This window comes from Stomatobaculum sp. (genome assembly GCF_057248925.1).
In genome coordinates, this window is sequence record NZ_DBHIHF010000003.1 from 70,509 (window position 1) to 86,820 (window position 16,312).

The 16,312-nt window shown below is 56.5% G+C and carries 14 protein-coding genes; 2 read left to right on the forward strand and 12 right to left on the reverse strand.

Annotated features, from left to right (window positions below; genetic code table 11):
* Position 1: 1 nt before the first annotated feature.
* Entirely contained in the window at positions 2 to 970 is a 969-nt protein-coding gene (locus ACO4XG_RS01560; protein ID WP_308509257.1) for a cell wall-binding repeat-containing protein, read from the forward strand.
* 8 nt (positions 971 to 978) lie between these two features.
* Positions 979 to 2,838, forward strand: coding sequence for a GH25 family lysozyme (locus ACO4XG_RS01565; protein ID WP_308509256.1), 1,860 nt, complete (start codon positions 979 to 981; stop codon positions 2,836 to 2,838).
* A gap of 76 nt (positions 2,839 to 2,914) precedes the next feature.
* Here ACO4XG_RS01565 and ACO4XG_RS01570 read toward each other — a convergent pair whose 3' ends face one another.
* From ACO4XG_RS01570 to ACO4XG_RS01625, 12 genes are all read right to left on the reverse strand, one after another.
* Positions 2,915 to 3,169: a hypothetical protein gene (locus ACO4XG_RS01570; protein ID WP_304946065.1), complete on the reverse strand. Its 255-nt coding sequence runs from the start codon at positions 3,167 to 3,169 to the stop codon at positions 2,915 to 2,917.
* 14 nt (positions 3,170 to 3,183) lie between these two features.
* Positions 3,184 to 3,447, reverse strand: a complete 264-nt coding sequence (locus tag ACO4XG_RS01575) for a hypothetical protein (protein ID WP_308509255.1) — start codon at positions 3,445 to 3,447, stop codon at positions 3,184 to 3,186.
* 339 nt (positions 3,448 to 3,786) lie between these two features.
* Positions 3,787 to 3,981 carry a hypothetical protein gene (locus ACO4XG_RS01580; RefSeq protein ID WP_308509254.1) on the reverse strand — a complete coding sequence of 65 codons (195 nt, stop codon included), beginning with the start codon at positions 3,979 to 3,981 and terminating at the stop codon, positions 3,787 to 3,789.
* A 117-nt stretch (positions 3,982 to 4,098) separates the two neighbouring features.
* On the reverse strand, positions 4,099 to 5,571 hold the full coding sequence (locus tag ACO4XG_RS01585) for an alanine/glycine:cation symporter family protein (protein ID WP_308509253.1): 1,473 nt from the start codon (positions 5,569 to 5,571) through the stop codon (positions 4,099 to 4,101).
* Positions 5,572 to 5,667: 96 nt separating this feature from the next.
* Positions 5,668 to 6,009 (reverse strand): type II toxin-antitoxin system HicB family antitoxin, encoded by a 342-nt coding sequence (locus tag ACO4XG_RS01590; protein WP_308509252.1) that lies wholly within the window; start codon positions 6,007 to 6,009, stop codon positions 5,668 to 5,670.
* Positions 6,010 to 6,058: 49 nt separating this feature from the next.
* The gene (locus tag ACO4XG_RS01595; RefSeq protein WP_308509251.1) at positions 6,059 to 6,280 is read right to left on the reverse strand and encodes an RNA-binding protein; all 222 of its coding nucleotides are present in this window, start codon (positions 6,278 to 6,280) and stop codon (positions 6,059 to 6,061) included.
* A gap of 164 nt (positions 6,281 to 6,444) precedes the next feature.
* A complete protein-coding gene (gene tuf, locus ACO4XG_RS01600) occupies positions 6,445 to 7,644 on the reverse strand; it encodes an elongation factor Tu (protein WP_308509250.1) in 1,200 nt (399 codons plus the stop codon).
* 100 nt (positions 7,645 to 7,744) lie between these two features.
* The gene (fusA, locus tag ACO4XG_RS01605) at positions 7,745 to 9,868 is read right to left on the reverse strand and encodes an elongation factor G (RefSeq protein WP_308509249.1); all 2,124 of its coding nucleotides are present in this window, start codon (positions 9,866 to 9,868) and stop codon (positions 7,745 to 7,747) included.
* Between the two features lie 15 nt (positions 9,869 to 9,883).
* On the reverse strand, positions 9,884 to 10,354 hold the full coding sequence (rpsG, locus tag ACO4XG_RS01610; RefSeq protein WP_009533028.1) for a 30S ribosomal protein S7: 471 nt from the start codon (positions 10,352 to 10,354) through the stop codon (positions 9,884 to 9,886).
* 173 nt (positions 10,355 to 10,527) lie between these two features.
* Positions 10,528 to 10,947, reverse strand: a complete 420-nt coding sequence (gene rpsL / locus ACO4XG_RS01615) for a 30S ribosomal protein S12 (protein WP_009533027.1) — start codon at positions 10,945 to 10,947, stop codon at positions 10,528 to 10,530.
* A 138-nt stretch (positions 10,948 to 11,085) separates the two neighbouring features.
* A complete protein-coding gene (gene rpoC, locus ACO4XG_RS01620) occupies positions 11,086 to 14,778 on the reverse strand; it encodes a DNA-directed RNA polymerase subunit beta' (protein ID WP_308509248.1) in 3,693 nt (1,230 codons plus the stop codon).
* A 44-nt stretch (positions 14,779 to 14,822) separates the two neighbouring features.
* On the reverse strand, positions 14,823 to 16,312 hold a 1,490-nt coding region (locus ACO4XG_RS01625; RefSeq protein WP_485129635.1), incomplete at its 5' end, for a DNA-directed RNA polymerase subunit beta.

A 16,312-nucleotide genomic window follows, 5' to 3' on the forward strand; every position in this document is an offset into this window, starting at 1 on the left:
CATGAAGAAAAAATATCTTGCGGCTGCGGCGCTCCTCGCAGCGCTTGCGCTCACGCCGACCATGAACAGCTTTGCGGCGAGCGGCTGGACTTCCGAGAACGGCAACTGGGTCTACTACGACAATGACGGCAACCGCCATAAGGGCTGGATTCAGACCAAGGACGGCTACTACTACATGGATACTTCGAGCGGCGTCATGCTGAAAGGCTTCAAGAAGATTGACGGCAAGTGGTACTACTTCAGCAGCGACGGCCTCATGCAGACCGGCTGGATCAAGGATGAGGGCAAGTGGTACTACTGCCTCGAGGACGGCGTCCTCGTGCAGGAGAACTGGCTCAAGGTCGGCGAGAACTACTTCTTTATGCGCGGCTCCGGCGAGCTCGCCGTGGGCTGGCGCAACATGAGCGGCAACTGGTACTACTTCAAGGCGGACGGCCGCTGTGCGTTCAAGTGGATGAAGATCGGCAACGACTGGTACTGGATGGGCACCGACGGCAAGATGAAGACCGGCTGGCAGCAGGTCGAGGGCATCTACTACTACTTCGGCCAGGACGGCAAGATGAAGACCGGCTGGCTCTCCGACGGCACCAACCGCTACTACATGGATCCCGAGAGCGGCAAGATGGTTCACAACTGGAAGCAGATCAACAACGCGTGGATGTTCTTTGACGCAAACGGCCACATGATGACAGGCTGGATTCATGTGAACGACCACTACTACTATCTCGGCACCGACGGAAAGATGGTCAGCAACACGACCCTCACCCTAAACGGCGTGAGCTATACCTTCGACGGCAACGGCGCTTACACCGGGAACGAGAGCGTTCCGGCAACCGAGGTGAGCCTTTACAAGGAGCCGAAACAGGAGGCCGAGACCGCGAGCAGCGACACGAAGAGCGGCGCTTCGAACGGCAAGAAGGGACTCCCGAGCGACAAGACCACAGGCCCCGGCGTCAAGAAGAATAACTGAGGCCTGCCATGCGAAGAAAGGGTAAGCAGCTCACCGCAGCAGCACTCAGTCTTATCTGTTTCTTTTCTCTCTGCCTGAGCTCTTACGGCGCCGGGAACGCAAAACTGAGCCGCCAGAGCGGCGGTACGTATCGCCTCTTTGACGGAAGCTCCACGATTGACGGCGTGCTGCACCGCGGCGTGGATGTGAGTCACTGGCAGGGCGACATTGACTGGGACCGGGCGCGCGCGGATGATGTGGACTTTGTGATGCTCGGCACCCGCTACAAAGGGGACACCGATCCGAAGTTTCGCGAAAACGCCGAGCAGGCCGTCAAAGCCGGTGTCAAAATCGGCGCCTACATCTACTCCTACGCGACCACGCCCGAAGAGGCCGAGCAGGAAGCGGACTTCATTTTGAAGCTCGTCAAGGACTATCCGATTTCCTACCCGATTGCCTTTGACGCGGAAAATGAGAAAACGCTCGGCTCGCTTCCGAAAGCGCAGATTTCGGCGATTGTACACGCCTTCTGCAAGAAGATTAGCGACGCCGGTTACTATCCGATTCTCTACGCGAACGACTACTGGATTCAGAACAAGCTCGACATGCCTTCGCTCTCGCAGTACCCGGTCTGGGTCGCCGCCTACGAGCGGACGCCGAAGTACGACCGCCCCGCGATGTGGCAGGGCACGGAGTCCGGCGCAGTCGCAGGCGTGCAGGGCAATGTGGACATTGACCTCCAGTTTGTCGACTTCTCGGACAAGATTCCGCCGAACAGCTGGAAAAAGTTTGACGGCGTCTGGTACTACTACGAGAACTACCGCATGCAGAAGAATGCGCTGATTTTCGACGGCAAGGACTCCTACTATCTGCAGGACGACGGCACCATTTATACCGGCGGTTTCAAAGAGGTCGATGGTTCCAAGCGCTACTTTGAGCCGTCGAGCGGCAAAATGCGGCTCGGCTGGCGGCAGATTGACGGCAAGTGGTATCACTTTTCCGAGAGCGGCGCCCTCGAAATCGGCTGGATTTCCGACGGCGGCAAGTTCTACTACGCCGCGCCGGACGGCACCCTGCAGACCGGCTGGCTCGATGACAGCGGCAGTCTCTACTACCTCAATCAGGACGGCTCGATGCAGACCCGCTGGCTCATGCTGGAGGGCAACTGGTACTTCCTCGGCGACGACGGTGTCACGGAGAAGGGTTGGCAGGCAATCGACAATCTCCGTTACTATTTCGGGCCGGACGGGAAGATGCTGACCGGCTGGCAGAAGCTTGACGGCAAGTGGTACTACCTCGGCCAGGGCGGTGACAGTAAGACCGGCTGGCAAAAGCTTGACAACAACTGGTACTACTTCGGGCAGGACGGCGTCATGCAAAACGGCTGGCAGCAGCTTGGCGGCAACTGGTACTACTTAAACGGTAGCGGCGCCATGAAGACCGGCTGGGTGCAGACGGACGGGAAGTGGTATTACTTTGATACGAACGGCGTCATGCAAAACGGCTGGCAGAAAATAGGCGGCAGCTGGTACTATCTCGGACCCGACGGTGCGATGCGGACCGGCGTCACCGATGTGGGCGGCACGCTCTACTCGCTCGGCAAAGACGGCGTGATGCAGGTCAATACCGAGTTTGACTACGCGGCAAAACATTGGACCATAGACGGCAGCGGCGCGATGCACGAGGCAGCCGTGCCCGATAGCGGCGCGCGGAATGAGCAGCTGACCGTCTCGGCCGGCGCAAAAGTCGGCAGGACACCGGGCAGCGCAAAGCAGGCCGAGCTCAAAGCGCCGCCCGCGGAGACCGGGATCGCCATAGAGCAGGTTCCGGCGCTTCAGGTCAGTGCCCCCGCACAGAAAGCCAGCGTGGGACAGGCGCCCGGGGAATAAAATAGACTAAAGAGAGAGGGAAGCGGCGATAGCCGCTTCCCTCTCTCTTTGATACCCTGTGCACAAATAAGTTTAATCAAAACCGAAATCCCGCAAGCTCCAGGCAGAGAAACACCAGCAACACTGCGCTTAGCACCTTCTGCCACCAGTCTGTCTTTCCAAGAAAGCCGCTCAGCGCGAAAAGCCCCAGATATACAGCGGAGTATGGCCCTCCGTACCTCACCAAGCCATACTTCAACACAAAAGCATCCTCAATCGCAAACAAAAGTAAGAAAAGGGCAAGCATGCGCGAGACCTTCGTCAGGCTACGCGTCAATTTTTCATCCGTCATTGCTTTTCTCCCCATCAAAAAAGAAATGCTCTGTTCACAAGCAGTCCGAGTACACAAAGCAGCAGAAGCAAAACAGCAACTACCTTTTTCCACATTCGCGCAGAGCCCAGGAGCCATCCCAGCCCGATTACACTATTAAAAATGAGGATGCACCATATCTGAAAGCTCTCCGAAACAGTCGGAAGTACTTTTACCGCAGTCAGTGCCCTTAAGGCAACCGATAAGCTCAAAATCCCATCTGCAAGTTTCTCTATCGTTTGTGCTTTCCTTCCGTCCATTTTACACCTCCCTGTGACTGTCCTTATTTTTTCCGTTCTCTCTATCCTGCTCCAAATCCCGCTTATAAGCAAAGCGCTCATCCGTTATCCGCAGCGTATTCCTCCTACCTCCTTTTACTTTCGTTTCTTCTCCGCCCCTATCTTATCATTTGTTAGCTTTTTAACTTTGTTCCTTGTCTTTATCGAAGTTACATCCCTTGGAATTAAACTTGTATCTTTATTGTAGCAATTAGCGGGATTTAATCAATTACAGCTCTCTTACGCTTTTGTGAATCTGTCTGACAAAAAGCGCCCCGCCCGGTATTCGCCGGGTGAGGCACTTTCTCAAATCACAAATCCTTATTTCAACAAATAATTTCCGGTGACCAGCGAATATACGCCGAGCACCACGACAATGATGCAGGCCAGAATGTTAAGCGGACGGATGCGGATGCTCCACCCTTTCTCATTGGCCACTTTGATCAACAGAATCTGTCCAATCGCCAGGACGGCGCAGACCGCTGTGACGATGACAGTCATCATCTGTGCATTCATACCGATTCCCCCTTACTGTTCTCTGTTTTGTCTCATGGACACCACAGAGCAGTATAGCACAGACTGTCACACTTTCCCACCGGAAACCGCTGCTCTTTGCCCTTTCGGCCTGCCACCTCAGGGTCTTCTTCTGCGCTTCATGCCGCGCTCATAGTCCTTCAGTGCGGTGATTGCATCTTTGCTGAGCGGGTACATCACAATCAGGTTAAAGATGGTCATGAGGCCTATGCCCACATCGCCGAGATCCCATACCACGGAATACTGCGCGAGACCTCCCACAAAGAGCATGACGAGGGCAAAAATCTTATAGCCGAACTGCGAGCCCCAGTTCGCGCCGAAGAGGTAGGCAATGTTGCTGTGCGCGTAAAACAGTATCCCGAGGAAGGTCGAGAAACTGAAGAGCCAGAGCACCAGCGCGATGAAGAAGACGCCGAAGCGCCCGAAGTGATACTGCATCGCAGTCTGGAGCAGGTCCATACCACTGAGATTCGCAAGTTTATCCTGGGGCGCCAGCAGCATGAGGAAGGCCGTGCAGGAGCAGATGACCAGGGTGTCAATGAACACGCCCGCCGCCTGAAAGAGCCCCATCTTGACCGGATGATTCGCATCCGCCGCCGCCGCCGCGCAGGGCGCGGAACCGCTGCCCGCCTCATTTGAGAAGAGACCGCGCTTCACGCCGTTCATCAGCACCGCACCGAAACCGCCTGCGACCATCTGCCGGAGGCCGAACGCCTCCGAGAAAATGCGCCCAAAGACCGAGGGCAGGAGGCCTATGTTCCGCACAATCACAAAGACTGTCATTGCAAAATAGATGCCCGCCATGAAGGGGACAATCAGATCCAGCACCTTGGCAGTCGCGTGCTTCCGAAGCACAATCACGGCCGCAATCGCGACCAGCACAACGGTCGAATAGAGCGGCGGAATGCGGAAGGCATTCTCAAAGGCCGAGGAGACCGAATTGCCGATGACCTGGCTGATACCGCCCCAGCAAATCAAAGCGGAAATTGCAAAGAGAATCGAGACGAGATTTCGCTTGCCGCGGAACTCGGTCTGGGCTTCGATCTCTGCCTCGGAGCGCGCGCCCTCCCGGATGCGGCGCTTCAAGAAAAAGTCGTGGATATAGTACGCCGGACCGCCCCAGTAACCGCCGTAGAGCGGATCCTTTTTCTTGTAGAGCTGGGCGAGCGTCGCCTCGACAAAGGCGGTCGAAGCGCCGATGATTGCGGTGACCCACATCCAGAAGACAGCGCCTGCGCCGCCCGCCGAGATGGCTGCGACCACGCCGACCAGATTGCCCATGCCGACGCGGGTCGCGGTCGAGACAATGAGTGCCTGCATGCCTGAAAGCCGTCCGCTCGCGGGATCGGCCGCGTCCCTGCCCTCCTGCTTTTCCAGCAGCACGGAAATCATCTCCGGAAACAGGCGGAGCGGCAAAATACGCGTCCGTATCGTGTAGAAAATACCCGCCGGAATCAGCAGCAACACCATGAGCGAGAGCCCGATCGAACTGCCGCCCGGCAGCGGAATCCGCAGCAAGTCGCCCCACAAAAACTTTGTCATACCCTCTATGATTGCAACAATCGGGCTCATCCCCACATCCCCCTGTTTCTCACTTACTTTTTCGCTTTAACGCGCTAAATTATATAAGGAACATTATACGCCTTTTTTCGTTTTATACAAGCGCTTTTAAGCTTCGACCGTGAGCTTCGCACACGCCGCTTCCAGGGCGCGCGTCACAAAGTCATTCAAAGACATCTCCCTCTGTTTTGCGCAAAGTACTGCAGTTCTATGCAAGGCTGCCGGAATCCGTACATTAAATTTTCCCTTGTATTCTCTCTCGGGTACCTTCCCAAATTCTCTGCAAAGCTCCAGATAGTTGTCAATCGATTGGTGAAACATTTGCTCCAGTTCGCTTACGGAAGCACCGTGAAACGCCAGCGTATCACTCACTCCAACTACTTGTCCCACAAATAATCTATCTTCATCCGAATACTTGATTTCTGCGTGATAGCCCTTATACTCCATCATTTGTTTTATCCTCTCTGTACTCTCCGATTTCTCGAAGAAATCGCCGCACTCATTTAAGCTGATACGGGTACAACTCATTTTCCGGATGCGGTTCATCAAACGCCAAAATTCTTCCACTGGCTTCATGGAAAAAGCGAATTCCGGAGCCTCTTCCTCCCTGCCCCTTGCGGCATCCGCACTGTGCCATCAATGCACTCAAGTCCTGCTTGGTGAAATTTCTCGGCAATCTTTTCTGAAACAGCTTTCGCAGTAACTTCTCTTTTGTCGGCATTTCACACCTCATTTTAGTACCACTCTATGGTTTTATCATACGGCAAACGGCTTGTTGCGTCAACGGTTGAACAAAAAACGAAGAGGCCGAGAGCTTTCGCTCCCGGCCTCTTCACCGTAGGATCGTAATCGCCGCATGGCGATGTTCATTTAAATTAGATCTGATTACTCGATGATCTTAACGACTCTGCCGGAACCGACGGTTCTGCCGCCCTCGCGGATAGCGAAGCGGAGACCCTGCTCCATAGCGATCGGGTGAATCAGCTCAACCGTCATCTCAATGTTGTCGCCCGGCATGCACATCTCGGTGCCTTCCGGAAGAACGCAAACACCGGTCACGTCCGTGGTTCTGAAGTAGAACTGCGGACGGTAGTTGTTGAAGAACGGCGTGTGACGGCCACCCTCTTCCTTTTTCAGGACGTAAACCTGAGCCGTGAACTTGGTGTGGCAGGTAACCGTACCCGGCTTAGCCAGAACCTGGCCGCGAAGGATGTCCTCTCTGTTGACACCGCGAAGAAGGAGACCAACATTGTCGCCTGCCTCAGCGTAGTCAAGGAGCTTTCTGAACATCTCGATACCGGTAACGACAGTCTTTCTGCCCTCTTCCTTGATACCGATGAGCTCGACTTCGTCGTTGAGCTTGATGGTACCTCTCTCCACACGACCGGTAGCAACGGTACCACGACCGGTAATCGTGAAGACATCCTCGACCGGCATCAGGAACGGCTTGTCGTTCTCGTGCTCCGGCTCCGGAATTGCCTCATCGACAGCGTTCATGAGGTCCATGATCTTGTCGCCCCACGGGCCATTCGGATCCTCAAGCGCCTTCAGAGCGGAACCGCGAATGATCGGGACATCATCGCCCGGGAAGCCGTAGTCGTTCAGCAGCTCTCTGATCTCCATCTCGACGAGGTCAAGGAGCTCCTCATCGTCGACCATGTCGCACTTGTTCATGAAGACAACGATGTACGGAACGTTAACCTGACGAGCGAGCAGGATGTGCTCACGGGTCTGCGCCATAACACCGTCGGTTGCAGCAACGACGAGGATAGCGCCGTCCATCTGTGCTGCGCCGGTGATCATGTTCTTGACATAGTCAGCGTGTCCGGGGCAGTCGACATGTGCGTAGTGACGAGCCTTGGTCTCGTACTCGACATGGGCGGTGTTGATCGTGATACCACGCTCTCTCTCCTCCGGTGCCTTATCGATGTTCTCGAAGTCGACGATCTTGTTCGTGTCGGAGGGCAGTCTGGTTGCGAGAACCTTCGTGATTGCCGCAGTCAGAGTGGTTTTGCCGTGGTCAACGTGGCCGATGGTGCCGATGTTGCAGTGGGGCTTGGTTCTGTCAAATTTAGCCTTAGCCATTGAAAATTTCCTCCTTGGTGAAATCCGAAATATAATCTCAGATTATCAAAATATACTAGTTTGAATTATAGCTTATGCGGGGAATTTAATCAATACCCGCTCACTTCTTGTCCGAGAGAATCTTGTCCGCAATGTTCTTCGGAACCTGCTCGTACTTCTCGAAGAACATCGAGTAGTTACCGCGGCCCTGCGTACCGGAACGAAGATCGGTCGAATAACCGAACATCTCGGAAAGCGGAACGAATGCCTTAATCATCTTGCCGCCGGAGATATCCTCAAAGCCCTCGACGCGACCGCGACGGGAGTTGATGTCGCCGACGACGAAGCCCATGTAATCCTCCGGGATTGTGACCTCGACCTTCATGATCGGCTCAAGCAGCACAGCGCCGCCCTTCTGCATGGCATCCTTGAATGCCAGCGAGCCTGCGATGTGGAAGGCCATCTCCGAGGAGTCGACCTCGTGGTAGGAACCGTCGTAGACAGTCGCCTTGACACCGAGCACCGGATAGCCGCCGAGAATACCGCTCTTCGCAGCCTCCTGGATACCTTCGTCGATCGGGGCAATGAACTCCTTCGGGATTGCACCGCCGGTCACGGCGTTGACAAACTCGTAGGTCTTCTCTGCGTTTGCGTCCATCGGCTCGAACTTAACTTTACAATGACCGTACTGGCCCTTACCGCCGGACTGCTTGACATACTTGGACTCGACATCCACCGGCTTGGTGAAGGTCTCCTTGTATGCAACCTGCGGCGCACCGACATTTGCCTCGACGTTGTACTCGCGAAGCAGACGGTCGACAATGATCTCAAGGTGCAACTCGCCCATTCCGGAGATGATGGTCTGACCGGTCTCCGCGTTGGTCGTCGCGTGGAAGGTCGGATCCTCCTCCGCAAGCTTCTGCAGCGCGTCGATCATCTTGGTCTGACCGGCCTTGGTCTTCGGCTCGATTGCGATGTCGATAACCGGCTTCGGAATCTCCAGGGACTCGAGGATGATCGGATGCTGCTCGTCGCAGATCGTATCACCGGTCGAAGTTGCCTTGAAGCCGACCGCAGCGGCGATGTCGCCGGAGAACACTTTCTCGAGCTCCATTCTCTTGTCTGCGTGCATCTGCAGAATACGGCCCACGCGCTCCTTCTTCTCCTTCGAGGAGTTGAGGACGTAGGAACCGGTGTTCAGCGTGCCCGAGTAGACACGGAAGAATGCGAGACGGCCGACGAACGGGTCGGAAATAATCTTGAATGCGAGTGCGGAGAACGGCTCCTCATCGGAAGCCTTACGCTCGTCTTCCTCGCCGTCCAGCGTCCAGCCCTTGATAGCCGGGATGTCCAGCGGGGAGGGCATATACTCGATGACAGCGTCAAGGAGCTTCTGAATGCCCTTGTTGAAGTGTGCGGATCCGCAGCAGACCGGAACAGCGTTGTTCTCGCAGGTGCCCTTGCGGAGCACTCTCTTCAGCTCCTCGATCGACGGCTCCTCGCCCTCGAGGTACTTCTCCATGAGCTCCTCGTCGAGGTCGCAGATCTGCTCCACCATCTTCTGGTGCCACTCATTCGCCTCGTCCTTCAGCTCTTCCGGAATGTCGGTAATCGAGATGTCGTCGCCCTTGTTGCCGTTGTAGATATAAGCCTGCATCTCCACGAGGTCGATGATGCCCTTGAAATCGTTCTCCTTGCCGATCGGCAACTGAATGCAGACCGGGTTCTTGCCGAGACGATGCTCAATCTGGTCGACCGTCATGAAGAAGTTCGCGCCCATGATATCCATCTTGTTGATGAAGGCGATACGCGGAACGTGGTAGGTATCCGCCTGTCTCCAGACGTTCTCCGACTGGGGCTCAACACCGCCCTTTGCGTCGAAGACACCGACAGCGCCGTCCAGGACGCGGAGCGATCTCTCAACCTCGATCGTGAAATCGACGTGTCCGGGCGTATCGATGATGTTGATGCGGTGTTCCTTCGCACCCGGCTTGACCTGATTTCTCTCCTGCAGGGTCCAATGGCAGGTCGTTGCGGCAGACGTAATCGTAATGCCGCGCTCTCTCTCCTGCTCCATGTAGTCCATCGTGGAGGTACCTTCGTAGGTCTCACCGATCTTGTAGTTGACGCCTGTGTAGTAGAGGATGCGCTCGGTCAGTGTCGTTTTTCCGGCATCGATATGCGCCATGATTCCGATATTTCTGGTCCTCTCGAGAGGGTACTGACGTTCTTTACTTGCAGCCACTGACTCTCCTCCTAATTAAAATCTGTAGTGAGCAAAAGCCTTGTTTGCCTCTGCCATCTTGTGCATATCTTCTTTTCTCTTGACTGCGGAGCCGGTGTTGTTTGCAGCATCCATCAGCTCTGCCGCGAGACGCTCTTCCTGCGTCTTCTCGCCGCGCGCGCGGGAGAAACTCGTGAGCCAACGAAGCGCAAGCGCCTGTCTTCTCTCCGGCTTCACCTCGATCGGCACCTGGTAGGTTGCGCCGCCGATTCTCTTCGCCTTGACCTCGAGCACCGGCATGATGTTGTTCATGGCAGCCTCAAAGACCTCGACCGGCTCCTTGCCCGTCTTCTCGCGAATGCGTTCAAATGCACCGTACACAATCTTCTGTGCGATGCCCTTCTTGCCATCCAGCATGATCTGGTTGACCAGTTTGGTCACAACTGCGTTGTTGTAAACCGGATCTGCCGGAACAGTTCTCTTTCTTGTCTGTCCTTTGCGTGGCACGTTACTTCCCTCCTTAATTATGCGGACGGCACCATCCCCGTCCGTGAATTAGATCATCGGTACTCATCCCATTAGGTTGTTCGTGCGGATTCTGATTTATTTCCTGCAACCTGCAGCACATATCACAATCGTGCACTTATGAGTCTATGATCGCCTGGTTCTGTGGCGTAAGATTACTTCTTCGCCTTCGGACGCTTAGCGCCGTACTTGGAGCGGGCCTGCTGGCGGTTTGCGACACCTGCGGTATCCAGCGTTCCACGGATAATGTGGTAACGGGTACCGGGCAGGTCCTTGACTCTTCCGCCGCGGATCAGCACAACGCTGTGCTCCTGGAGATTGTGGCCCTCGCCCGGGATGTAGCTCGTCACCTCAACGCCGTTCGAGAGACGGACTCTCGCGATCTTTCTCAGCGCGGAGTTCGGCTTCTTCGGGGTCGCCGTCTTGACGGCGGTGCACACGCCTCTCTTCTGCGGGCAGTTGTCGGCAATCGGCTTCTTGTGAAGCGAGTTGAAGCTTCTGAGAAGCGCCGGAGCCTTGGGCTTGCGCTCGGAAGTTTCTCTGCCTTTTTTGACTAACTGGTTGAATGTAGGCATTCTTCTGTTTCCTCCTTGTGATAGTGTTCTGCGGTTGCGTTCCTGCAGTTTTTTGCGTTTCCCGGACATAAAGATATGGCATGTCCATAGGGCACGCCATATCAATATACGCTGTATTTATTTGTTTGTCAAGCAGACTCAGGCATCCGCGCCGTCGTCCGCAAGCTCTTCGACCGCGCGCTCCACGGCGTCGCGCGTCTCCTCTTCGGGGAGTACCTCATCGATCTCGTCGCGGATGTCGAGCACTGCCGGATCGTCGTCCGAAATCTCCTCGACCGCCTCGCTCTCCGGCACATCGGTGTCGAGCTTCACGTTGCGGTAGCGGCGCATGCCGGTACCCGCCGGAATCAGCTTGCCGATGATGACATTCTCCTTGAGGCCGATCAGGTGATCGGTCTTGCCACTGATGGCCGCCTCGGTCAGCACCTTCGTGGTTTCCTGGAACGAAGCTGCGGAGAAGAAGGAGTCGGTCGCGAGCGAAGCCTTCGTGATACCGAGCATGATCTGCTTGCCCTCGGCCGGGGTCTTGCCCTCGGCAATAAGCTTCTCGTTCATCGCGTTAAATTCGAGCACATCCATATTGATGCCCGGCAGGATACCGGCATCGCCCGCATCCTCGACGTGAATCTTCTTCAGCATCTGGCGGACAATGACCTCGATGTGCTTGTCGTTGATTTCAACACCCTGTAAGCGGTACACGCGCTGCACTTCGCGGAGCATGTAGTCCTGCACGGCGCGAACGCCCTTGATCTTCAGGACATCGTGCGGGTTTAAGGAACCGCTCGTCAGCTCGTCGCCGGCCTCGAGTCTCTGGCCGTCCGAAACCACAATGTGGGAGCTGTACGGAATCAGGTAGGTCTTCGAGTTGCCGTCCTCCGGATTCGTGACGATAATCTCGCGCTTCTTCTTCGTATCGCGGAACTCGACCACGCCCGGAATCTCGGCGATGATTGCGAGACCCTTCGGCTTTCTCGCCTCGAAAAGCTCCTCGACACGCGGAAGACCCTGGGTGATATCGCCGCCTGCGACACCGCCCGTATGGAAGGTTCTCATGGTAAGCTGCGTACCGGGCTCACCGATCGACTGCGCCGCGATGATACCGACCGCCTCGCCGACCTGCACCGCCTGACCGGTCGCCATGTTGGCGCCGTAGCACTTCGCGCAGATACCGTTCATGCACTTGCAGGTGAGAATCGTGCGAATCTTGACCGAAGTTCTGCCGGTCTTCTCGAGGACGCACATCACAGCCTCGGCGCGCTTCGGCGTGACCATGCGGTTTGCCTTGACCACGATTTCGCCGGTGTCCGGATCCACAATGTCCTCGGCGATGTAGCGTCCGGTGATTCTGTCCTGCAGACCCTCAATGGTCTCCTTGCCGTCCATGAACGCCTTGATCTCCATGTTCGGGATTTCCTTGCCCTCGGAGCAGTCCACTTCGCGGACAATGAGGTCCTGTGAGACATCGACCAGACGTCTGGTCAGGTAACCCGAGTCTGCCGTACGGAGAGCCGTATCCGAAAGTCCCTTGCGGGCGCCGTGTGCGGAGATGAAGTACTCCAGAACGTCGAGACCCTCACGGAAGTTACTCGTGATCGGAAGTTCGATTGCGTGACCGGTCGTATCTGCCATCAGGCCTCGCATACCGGCGAGCTGCTTGATCTGCTTATCGGAACCGCGGGCACCGGAGTCCGCCATCATGAAGATGTTGTTGTACTGGTCGAGACCTTCGAGCAGGTCCTTGGTGAGCTGCTTATCCGTCTCCTGCCAGGTCTTGATGACCTCTTTGTAGCGGCCCTCATCGGTCGTGAGACCGCGGCGGAAGTTCTTGCTGATTTCCTCCACGCGCGCCTGTGCTTTCGCGATGAGTTCCTTCTTCGTCGCCGGAACCGTCATGTCGGAAATCGAAACCGTCATACCGGCAATCGTCGAATACTTGTAGCCGATCGCCTTGATGTCGTCGAGCACTTCCGCCGTGCGGGAGAGGCCGTGCACATTGATGACCTTCTCGAGAATCTGCTTGCACTGCTTCTTCTTGACGAGGAAGTCAATCTCGGGCTTCAGCGCATTCTCCGGCTTCGAGCGATCCACAAAGCCGAGATCCTGCGGGATGATTTCGTTGAAGAGAATGCGTCCGGCCGAGCTGTCCTGCACTTCCGAGAGCACGGTGCCGTCCGGCATCTTCTTCGTGAAGCGGACCTTAATCTTGGTCTGGAGCGTAATCTCGTGGTTCGCGTATGCGAGCAGCGCCTCGTTCGGGCTCTTGAAGAACATTCCCTCGCCCTTTGCGCCGTCGCGCTGCTGCGTCAGGTAGTAGATGCCGAGCACCATATCCTGCGACGGAACTGCGACCGGGCCGCCGTCCGAAGGCTTCAGGAGGTTGTTCGGCGAGAGCATGAGGAAACGGCACTCGGACTGCGCCTCGACCGAGAGCGGCAGGTGGACTGCCATCTGGTCACCGTCGAAGTCCGCGTTAAATGCGGTACAGACGAGCGGATGAAGCTTGATTGCCTTGCCCTCGACCAGAATCGGCTCGAAGGCCTGGATGCCGAGGCGGTGCAGCGTAGGTGCGCGGTTTAACATGACCGGGTGCTCTTTGATGACATCCTCGAGGACATCCCAGACCGCGGTCTCCATGCGCTCTACCATCTTCTTTGCGCTCTTCACGTTGTGCGCCGCGCCGTTCTCGACAAGTTCCTTCATGACGAAGGGCTTGAAGAGCTCGATTGCCATCTCCTTCGGGAGACCGCACTGGTAAATCTTTAATTCCGGGCCGACCACGATAACCGAACGGCCGGAGTAGTCGACACGCTTGCCGAGCAGGTTCTGACGGAAACGTCCCTGCTTACCCTTCAACATGTCGGAGAGGGACTTTAAAGCGCGGTTGCCGGGTCCCGTGACCGGACGGCCTCTTCTGCCGTTATCGATCAGAGCATCGACCGCCTCCTGCAACATGCGCTTCTCATTGCGGACAATGATGTCCGGTGCACCGAGGGTCAAGAGGCGCGCGAGGCGGTTGTTGCGGTTGATGATGCGGCGGTAGAGGTCGTTTAAATCGCTCGTCGCAAAACGACCGCCGTCGAGCTGCACCATCGGGCGGATGTCCGGCGGAATGACCGGAACCACCGTGAGTATCATCCACTCCGGGCGGTTGCCGGACTTCCGGAACGACTCCACGACCTCGAGGCGCTTGATGAGCTTGGCGCGTTTCTGACCCGAAGCTGTCTCAAGTTCTGCCTGCATCTCCTCGGATTCCTTCTCGAGGTCAATGTTCTTTAAGAGCTCGAGCACCGCCTCCGCGCCCATACCCGCGCGGAACGCATTGTCGCCGTACTGCTCCTCCGCCTCGCGGTACTCCTTTTCGGAGAGAATCTGCTTATACGAGAGCGGGGTGTCGCCGCCGTCGAGCACCACATAGGAGGCAAAGTAGAGAATCTTCTCCAGAATACGCGGAGAGAGATCCAGAATAAGTCCCATGCGGCTCGGGATGCCCTTAAAGTACCAGATATGCGACACGGGTGCCGCAAGCGAAATGTGACCCATGCGCTCTCTGCGGACCGAGGCTTTGGTCACCTCGACACCGCAGCGGTCGCAAATCACACCTTTGTAACGAATTTTCTTATATTTTCCGCAGTGGCACTCCCAGTCCTTGCTCGGTCCGAAAATGCGCTCGCAGAACAGTCCGTCTTTCTCGGGCTTCAGCGTTCTGTAGTTGATTGTCTCCGGCTTTTTGACCTCGCCGTGCGACCACTCCAGAATCTTCTCCGGGGACGCAAGCCCAATGCGAATGGCGTCAAACGTAATCGGCTCGTAACCTGTTGTTGTTTCGGGCATTCAGTACAGCCTCCTTCTCTTGAAACCGCGAAGTGATCTGACACTTACGCTTCTCCCTGTGTGTCATCTTCCGTCGCTTCTTCTCCGACGTTCACAAGTTCGCCGTCCTGGAACTCCTGCGTCGAATAGCCCGCGCCCGCAAAGTTGTCCTCGTCGCGGTAGCGTCTGGAATCGCCCTCGAGAATGGAGCGCATGCTCACATTTTCCTCGTCGACATTTTCCTTCAGTTCTACCTCTTCGCCGTTCTCGCGAAGCACGCGCACATCGAGTCCCAGCGCCTGCAACTCTCGGAGCAGCACCTTGAAGGACTCCGGCACGCCTGCCTGCGGAATGTTCTGTCCCTTGATGATGGCCTCGTAGGTCTTGACACGGCCCACGACATCGTCCGACTTGAAGGTCAGAATCTCCTGCAGCGTATAAGCTGCGCCGTATGCCTCGAGCGCCCAGACCTCCATCTCTCCGAAACGCTGGCCGCCGAACTGCGCCTTGCCGCCGAGCGGCTGCTGCGTAACCATTGCGTAGGGACCGGTGGAACGCGCGTGAATCTTATCGTCTACCAGATGGTGAAGCTTTAAGTAATGCATGAAACCGATCGTGGTCTCGCCCTCAAACGGCTCGCCGGTGCGGCCATCGCGGAGCTGTACCTTACCGTTTCGCTGAATCGGCACACCCTTCCACTCCTCGCGGTGATCGAGGTGTTCCTCGAGATACTGCATGACCTCCGGGCGCAGCACTTCGCCGTACTTCGCCTTGAAGTCCTCGAAGCTGCCGTTTGCGTAGTCGTTTGCCATCTCAAGCATATCCATGATGTCGTTCTCGTCCGCGCCGTCAAAGACCGGGGAGCTCACGTTGAAGCCGAGCACCTTGGCAGCGAGCGAGAAGTGAATCTCCTTGACCTGTCCGATGTTCATACGCGACGGCACGCCGAGCGGATTCAGCACAATGTCGAGCGGACGGCCGTTCGGCAGGAAGGGCATATCCTCGACCGGAAGCACGCGCGACACAACACCCTTGTTGCCGTGTCGGCCTGCCATTTTGTCGCCGACCGAAATCTTTCTCTTCTGTGCGATATAAATGCGGACATTCTGGTTCACGCCCGGAGAGAGCTCATCGCCGTTCTCTCTCGTAAAGACACGCGCCTCCACGACCGTGCCGTAGGCGCCGTGCGGCACCTTGAGCGAGGTGTCGCGGACCTCTCTGGCCTTCTCGCCGAAGATTGCGCGGAGCAGTCTCTCCTCCGCCGTGAGTTCGGTCTCGCCCTTCGGCGTCACCTTGCCGACCAGAATGTCTCCGGCGCGAACCTCCGCGCCGATGCGGATGATGCCGTTGTCATCGAGATCCCGAAGCGCGTCGTCGCCGACACCCGGGACATCCCGCGTGATTTCCTCCGCGCCGAGCTTCGTGTCGCGCGATGCGCACTCGTACTCCTCAATGTGAATCGAGGTGAACACATCGTTCTGGACCAGGCGCTCGGAGAGAAGAACCGCGTCCTCGTAGTTATAACCCTCCCAGGTCATGAAGCCGATCAGCGGGT

What these genes read in the sequence shown, in the direction of transcription:
- ACO4XG_RS01575 (WP_308509255.1), bottom strand. Translation starts at nt 3,447, where the DNA reads ATGGACGGAAGGAAAGCACAAACGATAGAGAAACTTGCAGATGGGATT.
- ACO4XG_RS01570 (WP_304946065.1), bottom strand. Translation starts at nt 3,169, where the DNA reads ATGACGGATGAAAAATTGACGCGTAGCCTGACGAAGGTCTCGCGCATG.
- ACO4XG_RS01580 (WP_308509254.1), bottom strand. Translation starts at nt 3,981, where the DNA reads ATGAATGCACAGATGATGACTGTCATCGTCACAGCGGTCTGCGCCGTC.
- rpsL (WP_009533027.1), bottom strand. Translation starts at nt 10,947, where the DNA reads ATGCCTACATTCAACCAGTTAGTCAAAAAAGGCAGAGAAACTTCCGAG.
- ACO4XG_RS01565 (WP_308509256.1), top strand. Translation starts at nt 979, where the DNA reads ATGCGAAGAAAGGGTAAGCAGCTCACCGCAGCAGCACTCAGTCTTATC.
- ACO4XG_RS01595 (WP_308509251.1), bottom strand. Translation starts at nt 6,280, where the DNA reads ATGCCGACAAAAGAGAAGTTACTGCGAAAGCTGTTTCAGAAAAGATTG.
- tuf (WP_308509250.1), bottom strand. Translation starts at nt 7,644, where the DNA reads ATGGCTAAGGCTAAATTTGACAGAACCAAGCCCCACTGCAACATCGGC.
- ACO4XG_RS01585 (WP_308509253.1), bottom strand. Translation starts at nt 5,571, where the DNA reads ATGAGCCCGATTGTTGCAATCATAGAGGGTATGACAAAGTTTTTGTGG.
- rpoC (WP_308509248.1), bottom strand. Translation starts at nt 14,778, where the DNA reads ATGCCCGAAACAACAACAGGTTACGAGCCGATTACGTTTGACGCCATT.
- ACO4XG_RS01560 (WP_308509257.1), top strand. Translation starts at nt 2, where the DNA reads ATGAAGAAAAAATATCTTGCGGCTGCGGCGCTCCTCGCAGCGCTTGCG.
- ACO4XG_RS01590 (WP_308509252.1), bottom strand. Translation starts at nt 6,009, where the DNA reads ATGATGGAGTATAAGGGCTATCACGCAGAAATCAAGTATTCGGATGAA.